At 39.1% G+C, this 17,215-nt stretch carries 21 protein-coding genes; 7 read left to right on the forward strand and 14 right to left on the reverse strand.

What is annotated here, in order from left to right:
- Positions 1–95: 95 nt before the first annotated feature.
- Positions 96–461 carry a winged helix-turn-helix transcriptional regulator gene (locus tag DUT70_RS06070; RefSeq protein WP_113646357.1) on the reverse strand — a complete coding sequence of 122 codons (366 nt, stop codon included), beginning with the start codon at positions 459–461 and terminating at the stop codon, positions 96–98.
- A 123-nt stretch (positions 462–584) separates the two neighbouring features.
- On the opposite strand from DUT70_RS06070, the gene DUT70_RS06075 reads away from it, so the two are divergent.
- Both DUT70_RS06075 and DUT70_RS06080 read left to right on the forward strand, forming a co-directional pair.
- Positions 585–1,379, forward strand: coding sequence for an SDR family oxidoreductase (locus DUT70_RS06075; protein WP_113646358.1), 795 nt, complete (start codon positions 585–587; stop codon positions 1,377–1,379).
- Between the two features lie 20 nt (positions 1,380–1,399).
- Positions 1,400–1,723, forward strand: coding sequence for a nuclear transport factor 2 family protein (locus DUT70_RS06080; protein ID WP_113646359.1), 324 nt, complete (start codon positions 1,400–1,402; stop codon positions 1,721–1,723).
- A 291-nt stretch (positions 1,724–2,014) separates the two neighbouring features.
- Here DUT70_RS06080 and DUT70_RS06090 read toward each other — a convergent pair whose 3' ends face one another.
- From DUT70_RS06090 to DUT70_RS06105, 3 genes are all read right to left on the reverse strand, one after another.
- The gene (locus DUT70_RS06090) at positions 2,015–2,641 is read right to left on the reverse strand and encodes a hypothetical protein (RefSeq protein ID WP_113646361.1); all 627 of its coding nucleotides are present in this window, start codon (positions 2,639–2,641) and stop codon (positions 2,015–2,017) included.
- An 80-nt stretch (positions 2,642–2,721) separates the two neighbouring features.
- Positions 2,722–3,297 carry a Crp/Fnr family transcriptional regulator gene (locus DUT70_RS06095; RefSeq protein ID WP_113646362.1) on the reverse strand — a complete coding sequence of 192 codons (576 nt, stop codon included), beginning with the start codon at positions 3,295–3,297 and terminating at the stop codon, positions 2,722–2,724.
- A 575-nt stretch (positions 3,298–3,872) separates the two neighbouring features.
- Positions 3,873–5,801 (reverse strand): sensor histidine kinase, encoded by a 1,929-nt coding sequence (locus tag DUT70_RS06105; RefSeq protein WP_162926573.1) that lies wholly within the window; start codon positions 5,799–5,801, stop codon positions 3,873–3,875.
- A gap of 269 nt (positions 5,802–6,070) precedes the next feature.
- Between DUT70_RS06105 and DUT70_RS06110 the strand changes: the two genes are divergently transcribed.
- Positions 6,071–6,322, forward strand: a complete 252-nt coding sequence (locus DUT70_RS06110) for a hypothetical protein (protein ID WP_113646365.1) — start codon at positions 6,071–6,073, stop codon at positions 6,320–6,322.
- Positions 6,323–6,679: 357 nt separating this feature from the next.
- Here DUT70_RS06110 and DUT70_RS06115 read toward each other — a convergent pair whose 3' ends face one another.
- The 10 genes from DUT70_RS06115 to DUT70_RS06160 form a co-directional block, all read right to left on the reverse strand.
- Positions 6,680–7,129 carry a hypothetical protein gene (locus DUT70_RS06115; RefSeq protein WP_113646366.1) on the reverse strand — a complete coding sequence of 150 codons (450 nt, stop codon included), beginning with the start codon at positions 7,127–7,129 and terminating at the stop codon, positions 6,680–6,682.
- 11 nt (positions 7,130–7,140) lie between these two features.
- Entirely contained in the window at positions 7,141–7,530 is a 390-nt protein-coding gene (locus DUT70_RS06120; protein WP_162926574.1) for a hypothetical protein, read from the reverse strand.
- A 34-nt stretch (positions 7,531–7,564) separates the two neighbouring features.
- On the reverse strand, positions 7,565–8,101 hold the full coding sequence (locus DUT70_RS06125; protein ID WP_113646368.1) for a hypothetical protein: 537 nt from the start codon (positions 8,099–8,101) through the stop codon (positions 7,565–7,567).
- Positions 8,102–8,104: 3 nt separating this feature from the next.
- A complete protein-coding gene (locus tag DUT70_RS06130; protein ID WP_113646369.1) occupies positions 8,105–8,656 on the reverse strand; it encodes a hypothetical protein in 552 nt (183 codons plus the stop codon).
- Positions 8,657–8,669: 13 nt separating this feature from the next.
- Positions 8,670–9,215: a hypothetical protein gene (locus DUT70_RS06135; RefSeq protein ID WP_113646370.1), complete on the reverse strand. Its 546-nt coding sequence runs from the start codon at positions 9,213–9,215 to the stop codon at positions 8,670–8,672.
- Between the two features lie 11 nt (positions 9,216–9,226).
- A complete protein-coding gene (locus DUT70_RS06140) occupies positions 9,227–9,718 on the reverse strand; it encodes a hypothetical protein (protein ID WP_128353312.1) in 492 nt (163 codons plus the stop codon).
- A 22-nt stretch (positions 9,719–9,740) separates the two neighbouring features.
- Positions 9,741–10,142, reverse strand: a complete 402-nt coding sequence (locus DUT70_RS06145; protein WP_128353313.1) for a hypothetical protein — start codon at positions 10,140–10,142, stop codon at positions 9,741–9,743.
- A gap of 11 nt (positions 10,143–10,153) precedes the next feature.
- A complete protein-coding gene (locus tag DUT70_RS06150; RefSeq protein ID WP_113646373.1) occupies positions 10,154–10,564 on the reverse strand; it encodes a hypothetical protein in 411 nt (136 codons plus the stop codon).
- A gap of 306 nt (positions 10,565–10,870) precedes the next feature.
- Positions 10,871–11,647 (reverse strand): LuxR C-terminal-related transcriptional regulator, encoded by a 777-nt coding sequence (locus tag DUT70_RS06155; protein ID WP_113646374.1) that lies wholly within the window; start codon positions 11,645–11,647, stop codon positions 10,871–10,873.
- A 228-nt stretch (positions 11,648–11,875) separates the two neighbouring features.
- Positions 11,876–12,613 (reverse strand): YoaK family protein, encoded by a 738-nt coding sequence (locus DUT70_RS06160; RefSeq protein WP_113646375.1) that lies wholly within the window; start codon positions 12,611–12,613, stop codon positions 11,876–11,878.
- 355 nt (positions 12,614–12,968) lie between these two features.
- On the opposite strand from DUT70_RS06160, the gene DUT70_RS06165 reads away from it, so the two are divergent.
- From DUT70_RS06165 to DUT70_RS06185, 4 genes are all read left to right on the forward strand, one after another.
- Entirely contained in the window at positions 12,969–13,376 is a 408-nt protein-coding gene (locus tag DUT70_RS06165; protein ID WP_128353314.1) for a hypothetical protein, read from the forward strand.
- Between the two features lie 1,037 nt (positions 13,377–14,413).
- Positions 14,414–15,034: a fibronectin type III domain-containing protein gene (locus tag DUT70_RS06175; protein ID WP_113646378.1), complete on the forward strand. Its 621-nt coding sequence runs from the start codon at positions 14,414–14,416 to the stop codon at positions 15,032–15,034.
- Positions 15,035–15,441: 407 nt separating this feature from the next.
- Positions 15,442–16,503, forward strand: a complete 1,062-nt coding sequence (locus DUT70_RS06180) for a sensor histidine kinase (protein ID WP_113646379.1) — start codon at positions 15,442–15,444, stop codon at positions 16,501–16,503.
- Entirely contained in the window at positions 16,500–17,201 is a 702-nt protein-coding gene (locus DUT70_RS06185) for a LytR/AlgR family response regulator transcription factor (protein WP_205529738.1), read from the forward strand. The genes DUT70_RS06180 and DUT70_RS06185 overlap by 4 nt, the downstream gene beginning before the upstream one ends.
- Positions 17,202–17,215 lie beyond the last annotated feature (14 nt).

Raw genomic sequence — 17,215 nt, forward strand, 5'->3', positions numbered from 1 at the left:
ACCTTCAGCTCCACAAAAAAATCCTCATCAAATTGATGGGGATTTTTTGTTTTGGTTGGTAATTACACCAACCTAAGGATAAATATTCATAATCTTTATGGAGCAGTAGGTTGCCGTTTTAAAATTAGGGCTCTTAAACGCTCTTCGTGTTCATCTCCCCAAAAACCTAAGGCAGAAATAATAGGAATTAAAGTTTGTCCAAAGTCAGTTAAGCTATATTCAACTTTAGGAGGCACAACAGGATAAATTACCTTTGAAATCAACTCATGGTCTTCCAGTTCTTTCAATTGAATAGTCAGCACCCTTCTTGAAGCATCTGGAATTTTACGCTGAAGCTCGCTGGGACGCTTATGCCCTTGATTGATAAACCATAGCAAGCGTATTTTCCATTTCCCGTAAAGGACTTCGCCAATAAGATCAAGGCCGCAATTCAAGTTCAAGGGTATTTTTCTCTCGTACATATAGCAAAGTTAGCGCAATGTTGCAAATTGCAAAATAGGGGAAAAATTTGTCCCTATGCAATTCGATATTCCCTTATTGCCAGATTGTTATATACATCCCAACTTTGTACAAAATAGAGAACAATGGAACAAATATTTAATTTCGACAATGAGTTATCTGGTAAAATTGCACTGGTAACTGGCGGGACAAAAGGAACTGGAAGGGCAATTGCAGAAAGGCTGCTACAGGCTGGCGCAACTGTCATTATTACCGCAAGAAACGCACCCGAAAAAGAAAACAACAAGCTGCATTTCATTCCTTCGGATTTAAGCAAGGCAGCAGGAACACAAAAAGTAATCAGTGAAGTGCTGTCCACTTACGGAAGACTGGACATTCTTGTAAACAATCTTGGTTCATCCGTAACACCTGCTGGTGGCTTTAACATGTTAACAGATGAAGATTGGGAATCAACCTTGCAGGCTAATTTGCTTGCTCCTGTCCGACTAGATAGAGGATTTTTACCACAAATGATAGCTCAAAAAAGTGGTGTGATCATTCACATCGCTTCTATTCAAGGTAAACTGCCCTTGTACGATTCTACTTTGCCTTACGCCGCCGCAAAAGCAGGGTTGAGAAACTATAGCAAAAGTTTATCGAATGAAGTTACACCAAAAGGTGTTCGTGTATTAACTGTTTCGCCAGGATGGATAAATACTACCGCATCTACAGCTTGGCTAGGTGAAATTGCAAGAAATTCAAATAGCACTATAGCAGAAGCACAACAAAATGTGATGGACGCCTTGGGTGGAATACCTTATGGAAGGCCTGCCCAACCAGAAGAAGTTGCTGAATTGGTTGGCTTTCTTGTTTCGCCTAGAGCTAACTATTTAACAGGAACAGAATTTGTAATCGATGGCGGTACCGTACCAACCATCTAATCACCTTAAAAATTATAATCATGAATTTACCAAAAGTAATTACAGACTTAATTAGTGCACAGAACAGTTTCAATAGCATTGCCTACACCAACTGCTTTTCTGAAAACGCCGTGGTGTTTGACGAAGGTAAAACGCATCAAGGAAAGCAGGATATTCAGCATTGGATTGAAGAATCGAACAAGAACTATAGATCAGTAATGAAACCTCTTGCATATACCGAAAATGATACCTCGAGTATCTTAACTGCCGAATGTTCGGGTACATTTGACGGGAGTCCAATTACATTAAAATTTCACTTTGATATTGTCGACGGGAAAATTGAGTATTTAAAAGTGACAGGATAAGCAGAAGGGAAAGAGATGGTCTGCAAATCAGACGATCTCTTTATTTATCCCCTTCATCCATCCTTTACTTAAGCAGTGCTACGCAATCTTTTAAACTTCGTAATAAATTTAGGAGGTAAAGCGAGGATAAAAGTGCGCAGGATATCAAGTCTTCCTTTTTGAATTAGATGGGTTTTTCGCATCAGCCATTTTCTTCTCGCCCTAAAGTTAAAAGCAAGCTTCAATTTCACATAGACTTTCATGTCATCCAGTATCATTGGAGATATGTTTTGCGTATTCATCAATGCTCAATTAAAAGTTAAACCCAAAATGAAGTCCTGGCTCAAAGCCAAAGTATGCAGGCCATTTATTTTCCTTTGCTTTAAATGATGGCGGGGTATTGGTTTTAATGGGCCAATGCGTTAAACCCACAGAAGGTTCAATAAAGAAACGGTTTTTGAACAGTTGAAGCTGGTAACCTAAACGGTAGGTCATAAACAAGGTAAAACCATTTGCTATCTTTTGATCCTGCTCGTTATAGTACCTTTGAAAGGCATTCATGGCATGAATGGCGGTGTATAGTCCTTTCCACCAAAAACGATTGTATGCCAGTCCAATTACATTTTGGCGCACATGGCCAGGATAGTTTTCTCCAGGAGCATCAAATGATTTTCCCCAGGGAATGCCTAAGGGATAAGCAAACCTCGATTTTTTCAATTCTAGGAAAACAACATCTTTAGGGGTTATTCTATAGCCCACATTGAGCTGGATAAAATGAGGTGGGTTTCGGTCGTTAGGGATACAATTCCCTAACATTAAAAACGTGCTTCCAATAAAGTACTTTCTGTCAGTGCTGTCTGGTTGGGTATCCTGTGCATTGGTGTGTAAGTTTCTTGCCAATACTAAGGCAAGTGCAATTCCTAAAATCTTCTTTAGCATATCTATATCTGAGTTTAAATAATATGCTAAAGTAGCAGGGCCAGCAGCCACCACTCGTTCACTTAAGTGAAGAAATGAAATTAGCCTTTCTCTACAATCCTTGCTCTTATTCTGCTTAAAGAGGCGGGTTTCATCCCTAAATAGCTCGCTAATTGATATTGTGGGATGCGTTGGATCAGGTCTGGCCTTTTTTCTAATAAATTCAGGTAGCGTTGCTCGGGCGAAGAAGTCTTAAACTCGTCAAAGTCTACTCGCTGTTTCACTAAGTTTTCTTCGGACAAGCGCTTGCACATGGTTTCAAACTTTGGAAATTTGCCGTTGATTTCCATTTCCATCTCCGCCGTTGAAATGATAAGGATGGTGTCTTCGGTACAACTGACATAATATTCGGAAGGCTTGTTGCTGATGACGCAAGGAGGCGTTAAAGCTTCCATTTCGGTATAAAAAGCAGTTGTTTTTTCTTCCCCATCTACTATGTAATAGGTCCTCATGCAGCCTTTTAAAACAAAGTAGCTATTTTTCGACTTTTGCCCTTCTTTGAGTAAAATCGTCCCTTTCTTCACCGAGTGAAATAGGTTTAACGAAAGGATTGCGTTCTTTTCCTCGTTGGTGAGAGAAACGTATTTAGAGATAAAATCGAATAAAAGGTCTTCCATGGTTTCACGGGCGATCGCTGTTGTTGTTACACTTGTCGCTCAACCAAAAATAGCTGCGAGGATACACTTTTCAAAGAAATGGGCGGTATTTCTGTTCTAGCGCATGGCCCCCTTCACAAATCATCTCAAACCTTGCCCCCCTTAGCGCAAATCTTAGCGCCAGAGGAAAAAGCCAACACTGCCGTCATTGCCAGCTCGACTGGCAATCCTAATGCCATAGCAGGTGATATTTTTTAAGCTTTAGGGTTCCCGCTTACGCGGGAAGGACGCACTTTTGAAAGGAAGATTGGTTTATTGGCCATTGATTCATTAGTCATTAGTTTACTTCCCCCCCATTAGCGCAAGTCTTAGCGTCAGAGGAAAGAGCCAAGGCCTGACTTGGGCTTTTATCACAACAATTCAAAAAAAGCAAATGCTAACAGGCACAAGTCATCCAACAACAAACCCCAAACACAAGACTTGCGCCAAGGTGGGGATTTAGAAAACCTAGACCACCAGCAAATCTGCGTACAAATACCTTTTAATCAAGGAGTAGCCTCCCATCCTATTTTCAAATCAAATGGCTTGATATGATTTTAACCCTCGCTTGGCAATACCAAAGAAAATTTAATGCTGTTTTCTTTTTGATGGATGTGAAACGTGCCGCCATTGTTTTGAATGTACTCTTTACACAATAGCAGGCCCAAACCCACGCCCTGCTCGTTTCTTGTGCCAAGTGAGGCGCTGGCCATTTTATTTCCCATCATGTTATCTATCTCTATTTTAAGAGGATCTTCAACCTCATTTTCAACCGAAAACCGCACACCTTCGGGGATCGATTCCAAGGTAAACCAGATGCGTCCAGCCAAGGGCGTAAACTTAATGGCATTGTCAATCAAATTTCGCAATACCAAACTGATCTGATTACGATCGGCGATAACGGCGCTATTGCCCTCAACAAATTGCTCCAATTGGATATCCTTCTGTTTAATCAATGGCAAATAAAGCGCCAATAGCTCCTCAAATAAGGGTTTTAACTCAAAACGTTCCTTGCTGGTCATCATCCCGCCCATTTGGCTTTGTGCCCAATGCAAAAGGTTATTCAGCGTGTTATTTACCGATTTAATTGTTTTTTTATTCTCTTTGAGCATTTTCTGCAACTCATCGGGAGTCAACAGCTGCATGTCGCTTAGCGATAAAATACCCAACAGGCTGTTCAACGGACTTCTCAAATCATGCGCAATAATCGAAAACAGTTTGTTCTTGATGGCATTGGTACTTTCCAACTCTTGAATGGTGCTGTTCAACTGCAAGGTGCGTTCGTCCACCTTTTCCTCCAGCCGTTGGTTCTGCGTTCTTACCAAAACCAAATTCTCGTCCCTTGCCTGTTGTTCGGCCTTAATGATCACCTTGTAGCGGTCGCCCAGTGCAAAGGAAAGCAAGAGCAGTTCCAGGGTAGAGCCAATAGGCACCAGTTGGATGGTAAATTCGCTCGACGGGATCACCCCACCCAAGCTCAGCGTAACTAAGGCTACCGTTACCCAAATAAAGAACCAAGCCAGAATATAATATTTTGCAGGTCGGTGCCCGTTCCTGTAGGCCATCACCCCAGCAATCCATGCCACTACCGCTACCGTAACGGTCAGCAGCTGAGCAATGGCCGTGGCGGTGTGCTTAAAGCCAAAAGCGCTCACAAAGAAAAGAATGATGCCTACACCACCAATGACATAGAAAAGCCCAAGCATTTTGGGGGCTTTTTGCTTTAGGTGGAGAAACTTGTTACAGAACAGTAACGAGGCCACTACTGAAAAGCTCAAGAGCACATGCGGGTATCGGTTAAAAAAGATTCTGATTTCATCGCCGAAGATGAAACCATAGCCCCTGATGTAGAACAGCAAGTAGCCTGATAGCGTGAGCACATATAATACGTAATACAAATAGGTGGTGTCCCTAATGCTCAGGAATAGGAAAAGGTTGAACAGCAAAAGACCAATCAACAAGCCGATATAGATATATTCGATACCCAGTTTAAATTCCTGCCCCTTGATCACGCTTTCTGCCGTGGCGAGTTTGATTGGTGCCACTAAGATGTTGTGGGTCTTCAACCTTACATAGATCGTTTTCTTCTCGATTTTGGAGTCGACAGGAAGGTTGATCATAAAGTTGTTTCTCACAAACACATTGGGTGGCCTAGTCCTGAGGCATCCTGTTTTAAAAGCAACGGTACGGTCGGCGCTATCGGTGGTAAAGGCATCGATGTATTCGATATTGGGCGCATCAATAATGAGATATAAAGGCAAATGATGTTGCGCAGCGTAACTGATTTTTACCCACCAAGCCGAAGAAGTATTCCCAAAATTCAGGATTTCATGGTTACCTCGTGTAAACTTGGTATCCGCAAGCTTTTTAACCTCCTCTAGCGACATCGTCGCACTTTTATCCTCTAGGTAGTAAAGTTCCTTTCCTATATTTTGATAGCTGAAGTGATTGGCAGACTGTGCCCAACAACTTGCCGTGAAAAACATCAGGAATAAGGTTATTCCAATAGCGAAATGAACATTTGACCTGAAACTAATTTTATGAGGGAAACAGCTCATCAAAAAATTCCGTAGCAACATATCAGTGAAAATCTAAAATTAGCGGTTAGCAAAAATAATACTAAAACTTCATTTGACAATTGCCTTGCCATAAACCTGCGATAGCGCAGCAATTGTTTAGCTATAAAACAATATGGTGCCAATTGTGATTTCCTTTTCTAGATTTTATGAAATTCGGTTATCTTCGCTACCAGATTATGAAATACCATTTTATGCGTGTCTCTACAACGACCGTACGCATCGAACTGCTCCCTGAAGATAAAGCCGAAGAACTCCTACTCCAACAATTGGCCCTCACCGATCCTGAAGATCCTACCCTATCCAAACTTTTTGAAACTGCAATTGCGCTTTACCATCCACAATTGGAGATCACCAACAAGAGTTTTATGGAATTTCCTAAAGTAGCGTTATGTAGCTACAAGATGATAAATACTTTGTCTACGGCTTGAGGGGAATAAAATCCTAGTTAAACACAAGCACCGCTTCGCTTATGGTTGCATTAGAAGGGGGAAGTACTTTCACGTATTCATCATTAAATCATCAATGAGCATTAGGTGTTCGATTGTAAACACTTCTAATTCAAAAGAAACCTCATCAGTTTGATGGGTATTTTTTGTTATAGAGGTCTAGTATTGTTTGTGTAAAATCGAAAATTAAGGATTTAATAAACCAGCCAAAAAAACGTAAAGCGTTTCATCCAGAATGATGGTTACTGCCTCATTTCCTTTTTTGAAACTGTTTTCATAGCGTTTCCCTAACAATTCGTGAAAATAAAAAACTTCATATTCTTAGCGCTTTTAAAAAACTTACTTCGACTTTAGCTTTGCGATAATTTTAAGTAGCGCCGTTCTATTTTTTGACTCGTGGTAAAATTTGGGTAATTTTTCAAGAAGGGTGAAATGTGAACGGTCTTTGTGCTCTCTTAACGTAGCAGCAATGTATTGCTCCAGATATGCCAGATGGGCGGGATTGTAGGCCCAAAATGTATTGTTTTTAAAAGGATGCTGAAGCCACATCTGTACACCAAAATATTCTTCTGCCGATCTTATCCACTTGGCTTTCACCCCAAAAACGACAGTTTCGGTAGTAGTTGTTTTAACATGGCCACAATTGGAACATAACAATTTAGCTTCACCAAGTTGGTGATCTACCTTGGCAACAGCTTTCTTACTACACAAGGGGCATTGTACCCAAACTTCGGTCTCAAATTCAGAGAGACGCTTATTTTCATCCTGAAAGCGTTTTTGCGCTGTCATTGCTTTTCTGGCTATTTAGCGGTTTTACAATAATAGGTTATTTTATTGGCAAGAATTGAGATGTTTTTGTTTAGATACAAAGTTTCCGCATGGGCTGATCTTGATTGGCTATTTTTAATACCTGTTTTATACAAAACCATGGATTGTAATATAAAATTGAGCGAGCTTTCCATTGCTACCACTTCTCGCTTATTTTTTAAAACTGGGCTTAAATTACGTTCAAAAACTGCTTGTTGTTTTGTTGCCAGTCGGATCAAACTATCCAGTTTTGCAACCTTATGTTTTTGGGGCTGTTTTGTATTCACTGCTTTTTGTATATCCAGCAAATAGTTTCTAATCAGGGCAAGGCTATCTGTGGCCTTCTCAGTTTGTGCACTCACCTTAATAGAAAGCAGTAACAATAGGAGCAATGATAGTTTAATCATGCCAATTGTTTTAAAAGGTTTCCTTTTCCTTAGGAAAAAATGTAGCATAATGTTTGAAAGCCTTTTCTAGTCTTTCGCCAATATTATCTTCCTTGTTTGGAATGTAAAAGATAAGATCGTCCATCCCCTTTTCATCGATAGGATCACCTTGATGAAAACCTTTTCTGTGGTTATCGTAATAATATCCCTGTACAAATGCGATCGTTAATTCTACCGCATTGAATCTTTTATCATACTTAAAAGATACGTAACTGATCATATTTACTGGCATATCTATCGCTTTTTGAACAGTATTACGAACTTCTTTTTGCCTGCCCTTACTATAGCTCCTTTGCTTAATTTCTACACTAATTTTTCCATCATTTAGTTTAAAATTTTCGAAACTCCTGTAAAAGTCGAGGCTTTCAGCTTTATAAGTGGTCTCTGTACCTTGATATAATTTCATTTTTCCATTGATCCACTGTTCAGTCTCCTCCTTGGTTTGTGCAAAAGCACTATTGATAGAAACGCATAGGAAGAATAAAAATAGTGTTCTTAGTATTTTCATGTTTTAAAATGTTTGTTTATTTTCTTTTGCTCCGCTTAGCTTGGCAAGGTGCATGATAGCTTTGAGTACACGTTTAGCATTCTCTTCGTTATTTAATTGATAATAAAATTCAATCTTATCTTTCTTATCATTACGATAATACTCTTTACGATAGGAAGAGATAGAGACATATGTAGGAACATTAGTATTGGGGATTAGCCTAACCACAAAATATCCTATATTTTGGTTACGCTCACTTTTCATTTTTACCAAAGTATTTACATCCTGATATAAAATGGAACTAACTGGAATATTATCGATAGTTATATCTAACGTCTTATCTCCACATGACTGGCAATCAAAAGACTGATAATATAACACCGTATCATTTTTTATCTTTTCAAAACGTTGCAAAAAGGCATTAATACCGTTATCATTCTGTTTATATATATCTGTATTTAACAAAGTCGAACCATTATTATTCAACCACTCAATAGTTTCTTCCTTAGTTTGCCCGAAAGACACCACTGTTTGCAACAGCAAAAGTGCAGTAATGATTGTTTTTAATGTTTTCATAATCTTGTTGGTCTTAGAATGTTTGCTTGTTTTCTTTTGCTCCGCTTAGCTTGGCAAGGTGCATGATAGCTTTGAGTGTCCGCTTGGCATTCTCTAGGTTGTTACTGTCGAAAGCTAGGTAAATCGTACAATCGTTAGCACAGCCCTCATCATTGCGGGCTTCTTTGTCATCTGGCTTATAGCCACTTTTGTAGCCTAAAACTTTTACTTTAAAGTATTTGAATTCTGGGCATTTATCACTTAGATTTACCTCAATAGGTACAGTACTAACATCCTCATATAGAATCTGATTCCAGTTGATATATTTAAAATAAGTGCGCCTTACTGTTCTTTTGGAAAAAGATTCATCCCCAAATACCTTAAGTATATCCTTTTCAATTTCTATATAATGTTTAATATAAATCCTCTCATCATTAAAAGGTCTTTCACATTCTGTTGTTCTTAAAAAGGCTTTGCCATTCCTATTCAACCACTCAAGGGTTTCTTCCTTGGTTTGCCCGAAAGAAATCACAGCTTGTAATAGTAGAAAAGCGGCTAGGATTGCTTTTAGTGATTTCATAAGTGCTGGTTTTAAAACGTTTCTTTTTTATTTTGACAAAAAGTAGCTAAGTGATTTAAGGCTTTGGTCAAGCGTTCACGCAAGTTGTCTGTATTGGGTACTTCTATGCTGCTACTTTTTTTTAAATAGCTAGTACCCTCTGTCAAATTTCTACCTCTAATAACCTCTTCATTGGTTGAACTCGCCAATAGGAACACCTTTCCGTTTGAGCTGATATAGCTGTCTATTTTTATTTTTGCAATAGGTAGTTGTTCCTCATGCACCACGGATGGCCGACCATCTTCAAAGTAGCGTTCATACCTATAAACGATAGTACATTCATCGACACTTTGTAGGCTAAATTTATTATGCCCTCCTTTTACTGAATATCTAGGAGAATGTAACAACGTATTATTTAACAGTTTTTCATTAATCCAAGCAATAGTTTCATCCTTGGTTTGCCCTAAAGATTCCACTACAGGGAATAATAGCATTCCAAAAAGTAAACACCTTAGTTTTCTCATGGTTCTTATAATTTCATTTCAGCTATCGTCTATCCTTACTATAGGCGAAAGAAACGTGCTTGATGGAAAATTCTTGTTTTGTAAACTTGCTTATCATTTCTGTCCTATACTCTTCCACCTTGCTCTTGTCTGCAGAAAAACCAAATTTTAGCAGGCTGTAACCCGACATCTTGCTGTCTTCCGTTTCCAATTTTTTCCTCCACTGGTTATGCAGCGCATCATCTGAGGCATTGTAATAGGTGCTACTGTTTTCCACACCATTTACCGTATTAGAAATGTAAAGTGTTTTGGTTTGGTAACTGTAGGCGTAGCAGAAAGCATAAACTGTTTTTTCTTGTGCCTGCGCATTCACCTGAGACATTACGCTCAAGAACAATGTAAAAGCGATGACAGGTAGTTTTCTGATCTTGCTATGAATCTTCATGATATTATTCTTTACTGTTTGATGTATTTTGTGCCATTTGCAGAAAAGGACTTTTTATCATCGTCCATCACGATAGTAACGCTGCCGTCTTCCTTACGGTAGTTACTTTCGGGCATGTGTATGTAGTTTTTACCTTTCCAAATGTTTCTTTCATTGTACTTGATGTTTCTAAACTTAAAGGCTACTTTGGCAGCATGCTGTGGCCAACCACTGCTGCCCACGGCCATTACCAGGGCATCGCTACCTTCTGCAAAGGTTTGGGTTCCGCTAATCCTTATCACCATTCCATCGCTTCTTTTCCAGTCGCCATCCAAGTCGCCAGCCCGAAATGTCTGTGCATGAACTTTATCTATTCCAAGTATCAACACGAAAAAGAACAAAGTAGCTAGCCATTTCCCTTTATTTTGTATTGCTCTATTCATAATAAATCCTTTACAGTCAAAATTATTAGAATATCAAGGAGCATGCAATCACTAATAATAGGTATTTTTCTTGCTGCTATAGGGATGCAATACGGCGCCAAAAGCTTCCATGCGACATCTTTTCGTTCCTGTTCAAATTAATCACTTAAATCGCTCGTTATTGGCTTTTTTAGTACGAAATTGACCATTTATAGTGATCTATCGTTCTTAGATCATAAGTTTTGAGAGGTTTGGCTATGCTGCAAAAAAAGTAACAATTGGGTTAACTAGTACCTGATCTTATCCTGATTTTTAATACGGAAGCACCTACAACCAATTTTCCAAAACAGCTTTTGAGCCAAGTTCTGCGAGCGAGCTGCAACCAGATTTAGAAAAAATATTCTTACGGTGGGAGTTTACCGTATGTACCGAAATGCACAACATATCCGCTATTTCTGGGGAACTGTTACCCGCAAGCACAAGTTTGAGCACTTCTTTTTCCCTTTTAGACAATAACTCTTTACTTGATAATAAAAAGGGCGCATTAATAGGAACATTAAAAAAAGAAGGTTCATTTTCCAGACCTATAAAAGAAAGTTTGGGCGTGGATTCGCTTGGCAGCAGATGACTAATGTCTGTATGGATCCCTAGTGATCTAAGTAAATTCTTATCCAAGTCAAACTCTATGATGGCCAGTTGATGTAGGATCCTTACATAATGATCATCCTTGTTTTTTATTCGGAAATCATACTGTACCTTATATTTTGTGATTTTATCCGAAGGTAACTCACTGAAAAAATAATGCAATTTTTTTTCGAATTCGATAAAATAAGGTTGATCGTCGGGATGTATCTTTGACAAAAAATCATTGGCTTTTATGCTTTGTTCATAACCCAATACTTTATTGATATGAGGACTGACATATTCAAACTCACCATCTCTCACGTGGAAGATAAAGTAGTAATAATCACCTGGCTGAAAAAGGTTTAGAAGCTTCTTATGAATTTCTATTTGGAAATCGAGAGGTTTATATGAGCCCTGTTTGGCAATCTCTTTCCAAACTTGCCTGGCTTTATCATAAAAAATAATATCATTATTTTTCATAGTCTCGCTTTTTTCAAAACTACAAAAAAACTCAAACAATCACTTCCATTAGCAATGGTTTCGTTTTGGATTTCGTCATGGAGCTATTGAAGCATAAGCACCGCCTTGCTAATGCTTGCGTTAGAGGGGTAAACCTTACTGGTAGCCAATCATTTGATATGATTTAACCAAACAACGGCTCAAACGTACATTTTTTTTCCCAAAACAATTAGATGGCAAAACGGACATTCAATGGTTAACTCTTAATTTACGTTTGATGTGGTAAATCCTCAAAAGTATTCTGTCGTACCAAAGTGCCAGGGCCAGTAGCGCAACTGGAAAGTATAGCGTCCTGAGGCCAAGCTTTAGGAATATAAAGCCCCCCAAAAGTCCTCCTATAAAAAAACAGCCTATGATGGCGACTTTCAGCAGAATGCTCTTTCTTAAGACCGTACGTTCCGACAATGCCCTGTAAAACATTAATTGTGAAAGCTCTATTCCCAAATCGGTAAATAATCCAGTCAGGTGGGTGGTTCGTACTACAGATTGGGAAACTTTGGTCACCAGCGAATTTTGTAGGCCCATGGCAAATAGCAGCATAAGCGAAAGGAAGACTTTTGAGGGAAACTGGTCGTTGTCAATACGCCCATCTGCATAGCCGACCCCTAAAAGCACCATCATTTCCAAACTTATGGGCAATGCGTACGAATAGATCACATTGCGTCTGTTAGCGATTTCAATTAAGGTACTGGAAACGAATGCGCCAGCTAAAAAGAACACCACATAGCAAAGGTATGCCCATACCAGACCGTAATTTTTTGTGACAAACTCTTCAGATAAAAAAGCAAAATGGCCCGTAACATTAGTCGTTAATGTGTTAAGGCCCAAAACCCCGACAATATTTACAATACCCGCAACCCCCGACAGCAGTGATGCCAGCCTTAGGTTGTGCAAGTAGGTACGCCCCTTTCCCGTATGTCTAAACATCCTGTTAAAACCTTTAAAGCAAATTTATAAAAAAGTGGACTAAAAGCACCCGCAGCAATGGATTTGCATCCTATTAAATCGGCGATTGATGACAAGAGCCTGTATATGGATAATACGATCTAATTTCTGTTGATGATTACGCCACTTAGCGCAAGTCTTGTGGTTTGGGCTTAATGGAGGAGACTTGTGAATATTTTTAGCCTAACCTTATTTGGTTGAATGCGGCACAAGTCATGCCATAGCTCTTTCCTTGGCGCTAAGACTTGCGCTAAGGGGTTAAAGTACAAGCACGGCTTCGCTTATGCTTGCGCTAAAAAGGGAAAAACCATATTTTTATTTAAATTGCTATATAAGTATGGAAATTACACTCTTTATTATCGCTGTTCTTGGATTGCTAATTGCCTATTTGACCTATAAGAAAGATCATATTGATGCTCCAAATGAAAAAGCTAAATCTCTGTCTCAAAACTATCAATTTGCTGAACGCTCTACGAGGGAACTGATTGAAGAACTTGAAAAATACGTTTCAACTAATAATGCTATGGATGAACATTTTATGCAAGGTCTAACATTTTCACAAAGCCTGACATTTTTAAAAAGCGCTCATGATAAGTTATTTTCTGATGACATATCAAAGGACCTAATACAATATCCATCACTTGCAAATGATGGCTTAAAGGCATCTATAGAGGCTCATATAAAACATATACAGGAAATTAGAACCTATTTTAAGTTTTATGTTAAGAAAGATTTCAATGCTTAAATAAATTAAGAATAAATTTATATTCCCTCTTGCTCAAACATCTGCTTGTAGCCATACCTAATTAAACCACAAATTCCGCTTCCTCCATCCTCACACCAAAGCGGAATATTTCCCCTATTTAAAACGCTATATTTCTCTACAACAGCAAGTTGTAAAACAAATTTTTATCAAAAAAACTTTGGAATCAAAGAACTTGATTAATAAATTAGTCTTAGAAATTAAACCTATGCTCTATGAAAAAACATCTCCTCAAGCGGCACTTCCTAGTCGCCTAAACTGCTTAAACATTGATGGAAAAGATGGTGTAATGACCTTGCTATAGGCATGCCCTTATGACCATCATGTCCTTATTTATTTCATTAATTTTAAAACCATGCCACCTATGGAAAATGACATCCCAAGAGTAATTCTGTACCCAGAAGATTTTCATAGCTTTGCTTCAAGCCCTAAAGCTCGCTACAAACTATACAACCAGATACGAGAAGAGTTTAACTTGAAGAAACCCAAACGAATTATGATCTATCACGTAAGTGAGTATTATAATCTTTCGCTAGAGCATACGGTTCACGCTATTTTTCTGAATAAAGGTCGGAAAAGGTGATTTTGCAGCTAAACAGCTGCAATTTCTTCCTTTTCTAAGAACCTTCTCTTCCTTTTCCAAGACCATTTATTCTTTTTCTAAGACCATTTATTCCTTTTCCAAGGCCATTTATTCTTTTTCCAAGACCATTTATTCTTTTTCTAAGACCATTTATTCTTTTTCCAAGGCCATTTATTCTTTTTCCAAGACCATTTATTCCTTTTCTAAAAGACCTTATTTCCAGATGACAAACATCTGTAAACCATCAATGCACCAAACCATGGCCCTTAACGCCATCGATTGGCCATTTCACACCTATTAATCCTAGTTTTTCCTGTTTTCACCCAGTATTGCCCAATGTTGCCCAGTTTTGGCACTTATTCGCCAAGCATAAAATATCCTTGCTTAAATTGCCCTCAATCTGAAAAATGGATTTCAGGGAAAAAACATTTATTTTATGAAAAAGGAAAAATTATTAACCGATTACAGCAAACTGCCTGATGCAAAGCTTAACTTAAAAGCTATAGATGTTAAAAATGCCTTAACAGCTAATCCCAACTTTACCAGTATTTCGGTGAGCTTGGCTGATTTTACCAAACTGCAGGAAGACTTTGAAGAAGCATTGATGAAGGTCGCTTCTAGCGACCGTATTAAAATAGCGCTCAAAAACCAAGCACGTTTATCATTAATACAAGCCATGCGCCAACTGGCGCTTGAAGTTGATGCACAGTCAAATGGCGATAAGGCCAAATTATTGTCTAGCGGTTTTGATTTGGCATATGCTGGGGAGGGCTCTTCCTCCATTACCCAGCCCACAGACTTTAAAATATCGGAGGGCCTCAATAGCGGCGAATTAAAATTCTCTTGTAAAAAGGTGCTCTATGCGCTTTCCTATATATTTGAATATACAGACGAAATACCTGGCGAAAATACGAAATGGATCGCGCTTTCAGCCACTACCAAAGAAATAACGATCAAGGGGCTGCGCAGTGGTACTCGCATTTATGGCCGCATCAGAGCGATAGGTACCAAAGGCCAAGAAGCCACTTCTGAAATCATCTCTAAACTTGTACAGTAAAACGATATTCATCTCTTTAGCACAAGTACTTTCAAAGGTGTACTTGTATTGCTAAAACAATAGTCTAGCAATAAGTGGATGCTTATACTAGGCTAATACTTCAGAGTAGCGGGGTGATCGGGGTGTATTTACATCCCGATTTTTTTTGCCCAATGTTAAGGTGTGCATGACCGTGTATTTTTAAGACTTACGAAGTTTAACTTTAGTGGTTTGTTATTATCAAATGTTAAGTTGAGGGCTTCGCCGTTTAAAAACTTCGTAAGTCTGTATCACGCTTTTAAGTCCGTATCACACGCCATCACAAACCTATAGCCACAAAATAATAGACCTCAACTGCGCTAATCCCCCAAAATCCGCACCCATGTATTTATTCATTTTATATGCGAAAGATTTTGTTGTTTTGAAACATGGATGCAAGGTCAAACATCTCGCTTTATTGGAAATGCCAGTTCATTGGTTGGTCATGCGCTGCCTTGTATTGGAGCTACACTGGCTATACTGGAGGGCACTTTAACTGGGGCTTGGGTGTTTTACAGTTTGTTACCGATGTTGCCCTTTATATCGCCATTACCCATCTTTACAGGAATTTTGCCTTGACCAATGGATGGGTGAAACTGCCCCTAAATGCCTTATTTAAGAGATTGATCCTAGCGGTTGCCGTACTGGGCCTTGCCTACACCCTCACCACCGTGGGTAAGATTTGGCTTTTCAGGACTATTTTTTCATTTGGAAGACCTGTTTCATTTCATCTTTTCATCAACGAGAATGGGCTCAATATTTTCATGGCAGGAATTAGGCTCATGTCCATTTGGTTACTTGCCTACCACCTGTATCATTATGCCCTTAGGGAAATTAATATTGCCAAAGAAAACGCAAAGCTTCTGTTACTTCAAAAAGATGCCCGCATTAGCCATTTATCGGCACAACTTCATCCGCACTTTCTATTCAATGCCCTCAACACCATCAAATCGTTAGTGGTGGATAACCCAACTAATGCCAAAAGAGGCATTGATTTACTTTCAGACCTCTTAAGATCTGGTCTTTACAATGGTGAAGAAGACATGGTCCCGCTACAGGCCGAGCTCAACCTGGTGGCTGATTACCTAGAGCTGGAAAAATATCGTTTTGAAGAGCGTTTGGAATACCATATCCACATCAAAAAAGGGGTTCATCAACTCGAAACTTTAACCGTCCCAAGGTTATCCATCCAAACATTGGTTGAAAATGCGGTGAAACATGGGATCAGCAGCTTAAAAGCTGGCGGAACCATTACTTTAACGGTGTCCCCCTACAAAGAAGGCCTGATGATCCAGGTGTCAAATCCAGGAACCATTATTCAACAGGATGCGCCAGCAGGCATTGGCCTAAAAAACCTTAACGAACGTCTTGCGATCCGTTATCAAAAAAATGCGAGTTTTAGTTTAACCGAAGAAGATTCAAAAGTAACCGCCACCTTAATGCTTCCATGATGACTGTGATAAGAACCTTAATAATTGATGATGAAAGAAGTTCGAGGGCTGAACTGAAGCGCATGATTAGCGAATTTGCGATCCTACAGGTGGTGGGCGAAGCGGCAAATGCAGACGATGCGGAAACATTGATTAAGATACAAAAGCCCGACTTGCTTTTTCTGGATATCCAAATGCCAGAACGTTCTGGTTTCGACCTGCTTCAGTCACTGGAAAGCGTGCCTTATGTTATTTTTACCACCGCTTTTGACCAGTATGCCATCAAAGCTTTCGAGATCAATGCCATAGACTATCTGCTTAAGCCCATCCGCTCGGAACGCCTATCCATGGCCGTCGAAAGAATCAGTGCAAAATTTAAAGCCGAACGGGAATCAGGCCATCTTTTTGTAAAGGACAAAGATGATTTCCAGTTTTTAAGCTGGGCTAAAGTTCACCTGGTCGAATCCATGGATAATTATGCGAGGCTGTTTTTTGAGGATAAACATGTATTGTTCAAAAGCTCCCTCAATCAATTGGAAAAGAAAATTGAGAAATACGGTTTCTTCCGATGCAACCGTGCGCAAATGGTGAACTTAAACTTTATCGCAAAAATAACGAACAACCCCAACAGCAAATTGACCATTGAATTAAAATCTGGACAAAAGATTGAACTGTCAGAACGCAGATCTATTCAGTTCAGGGCCTTCAATAAAACATAAAACCCATACCATAA

Origin of the sequence: Pedobacter chitinilyticus, assembly GCF_003313385.1 — a bacterium.
Taxonomy (GTDB): domain Bacteria; phylum Bacteroidota; class Bacteroidia; order Sphingobacteriales; family Sphingobacteriaceae; genus Pedobacter; species Pedobacter chitinilyticus.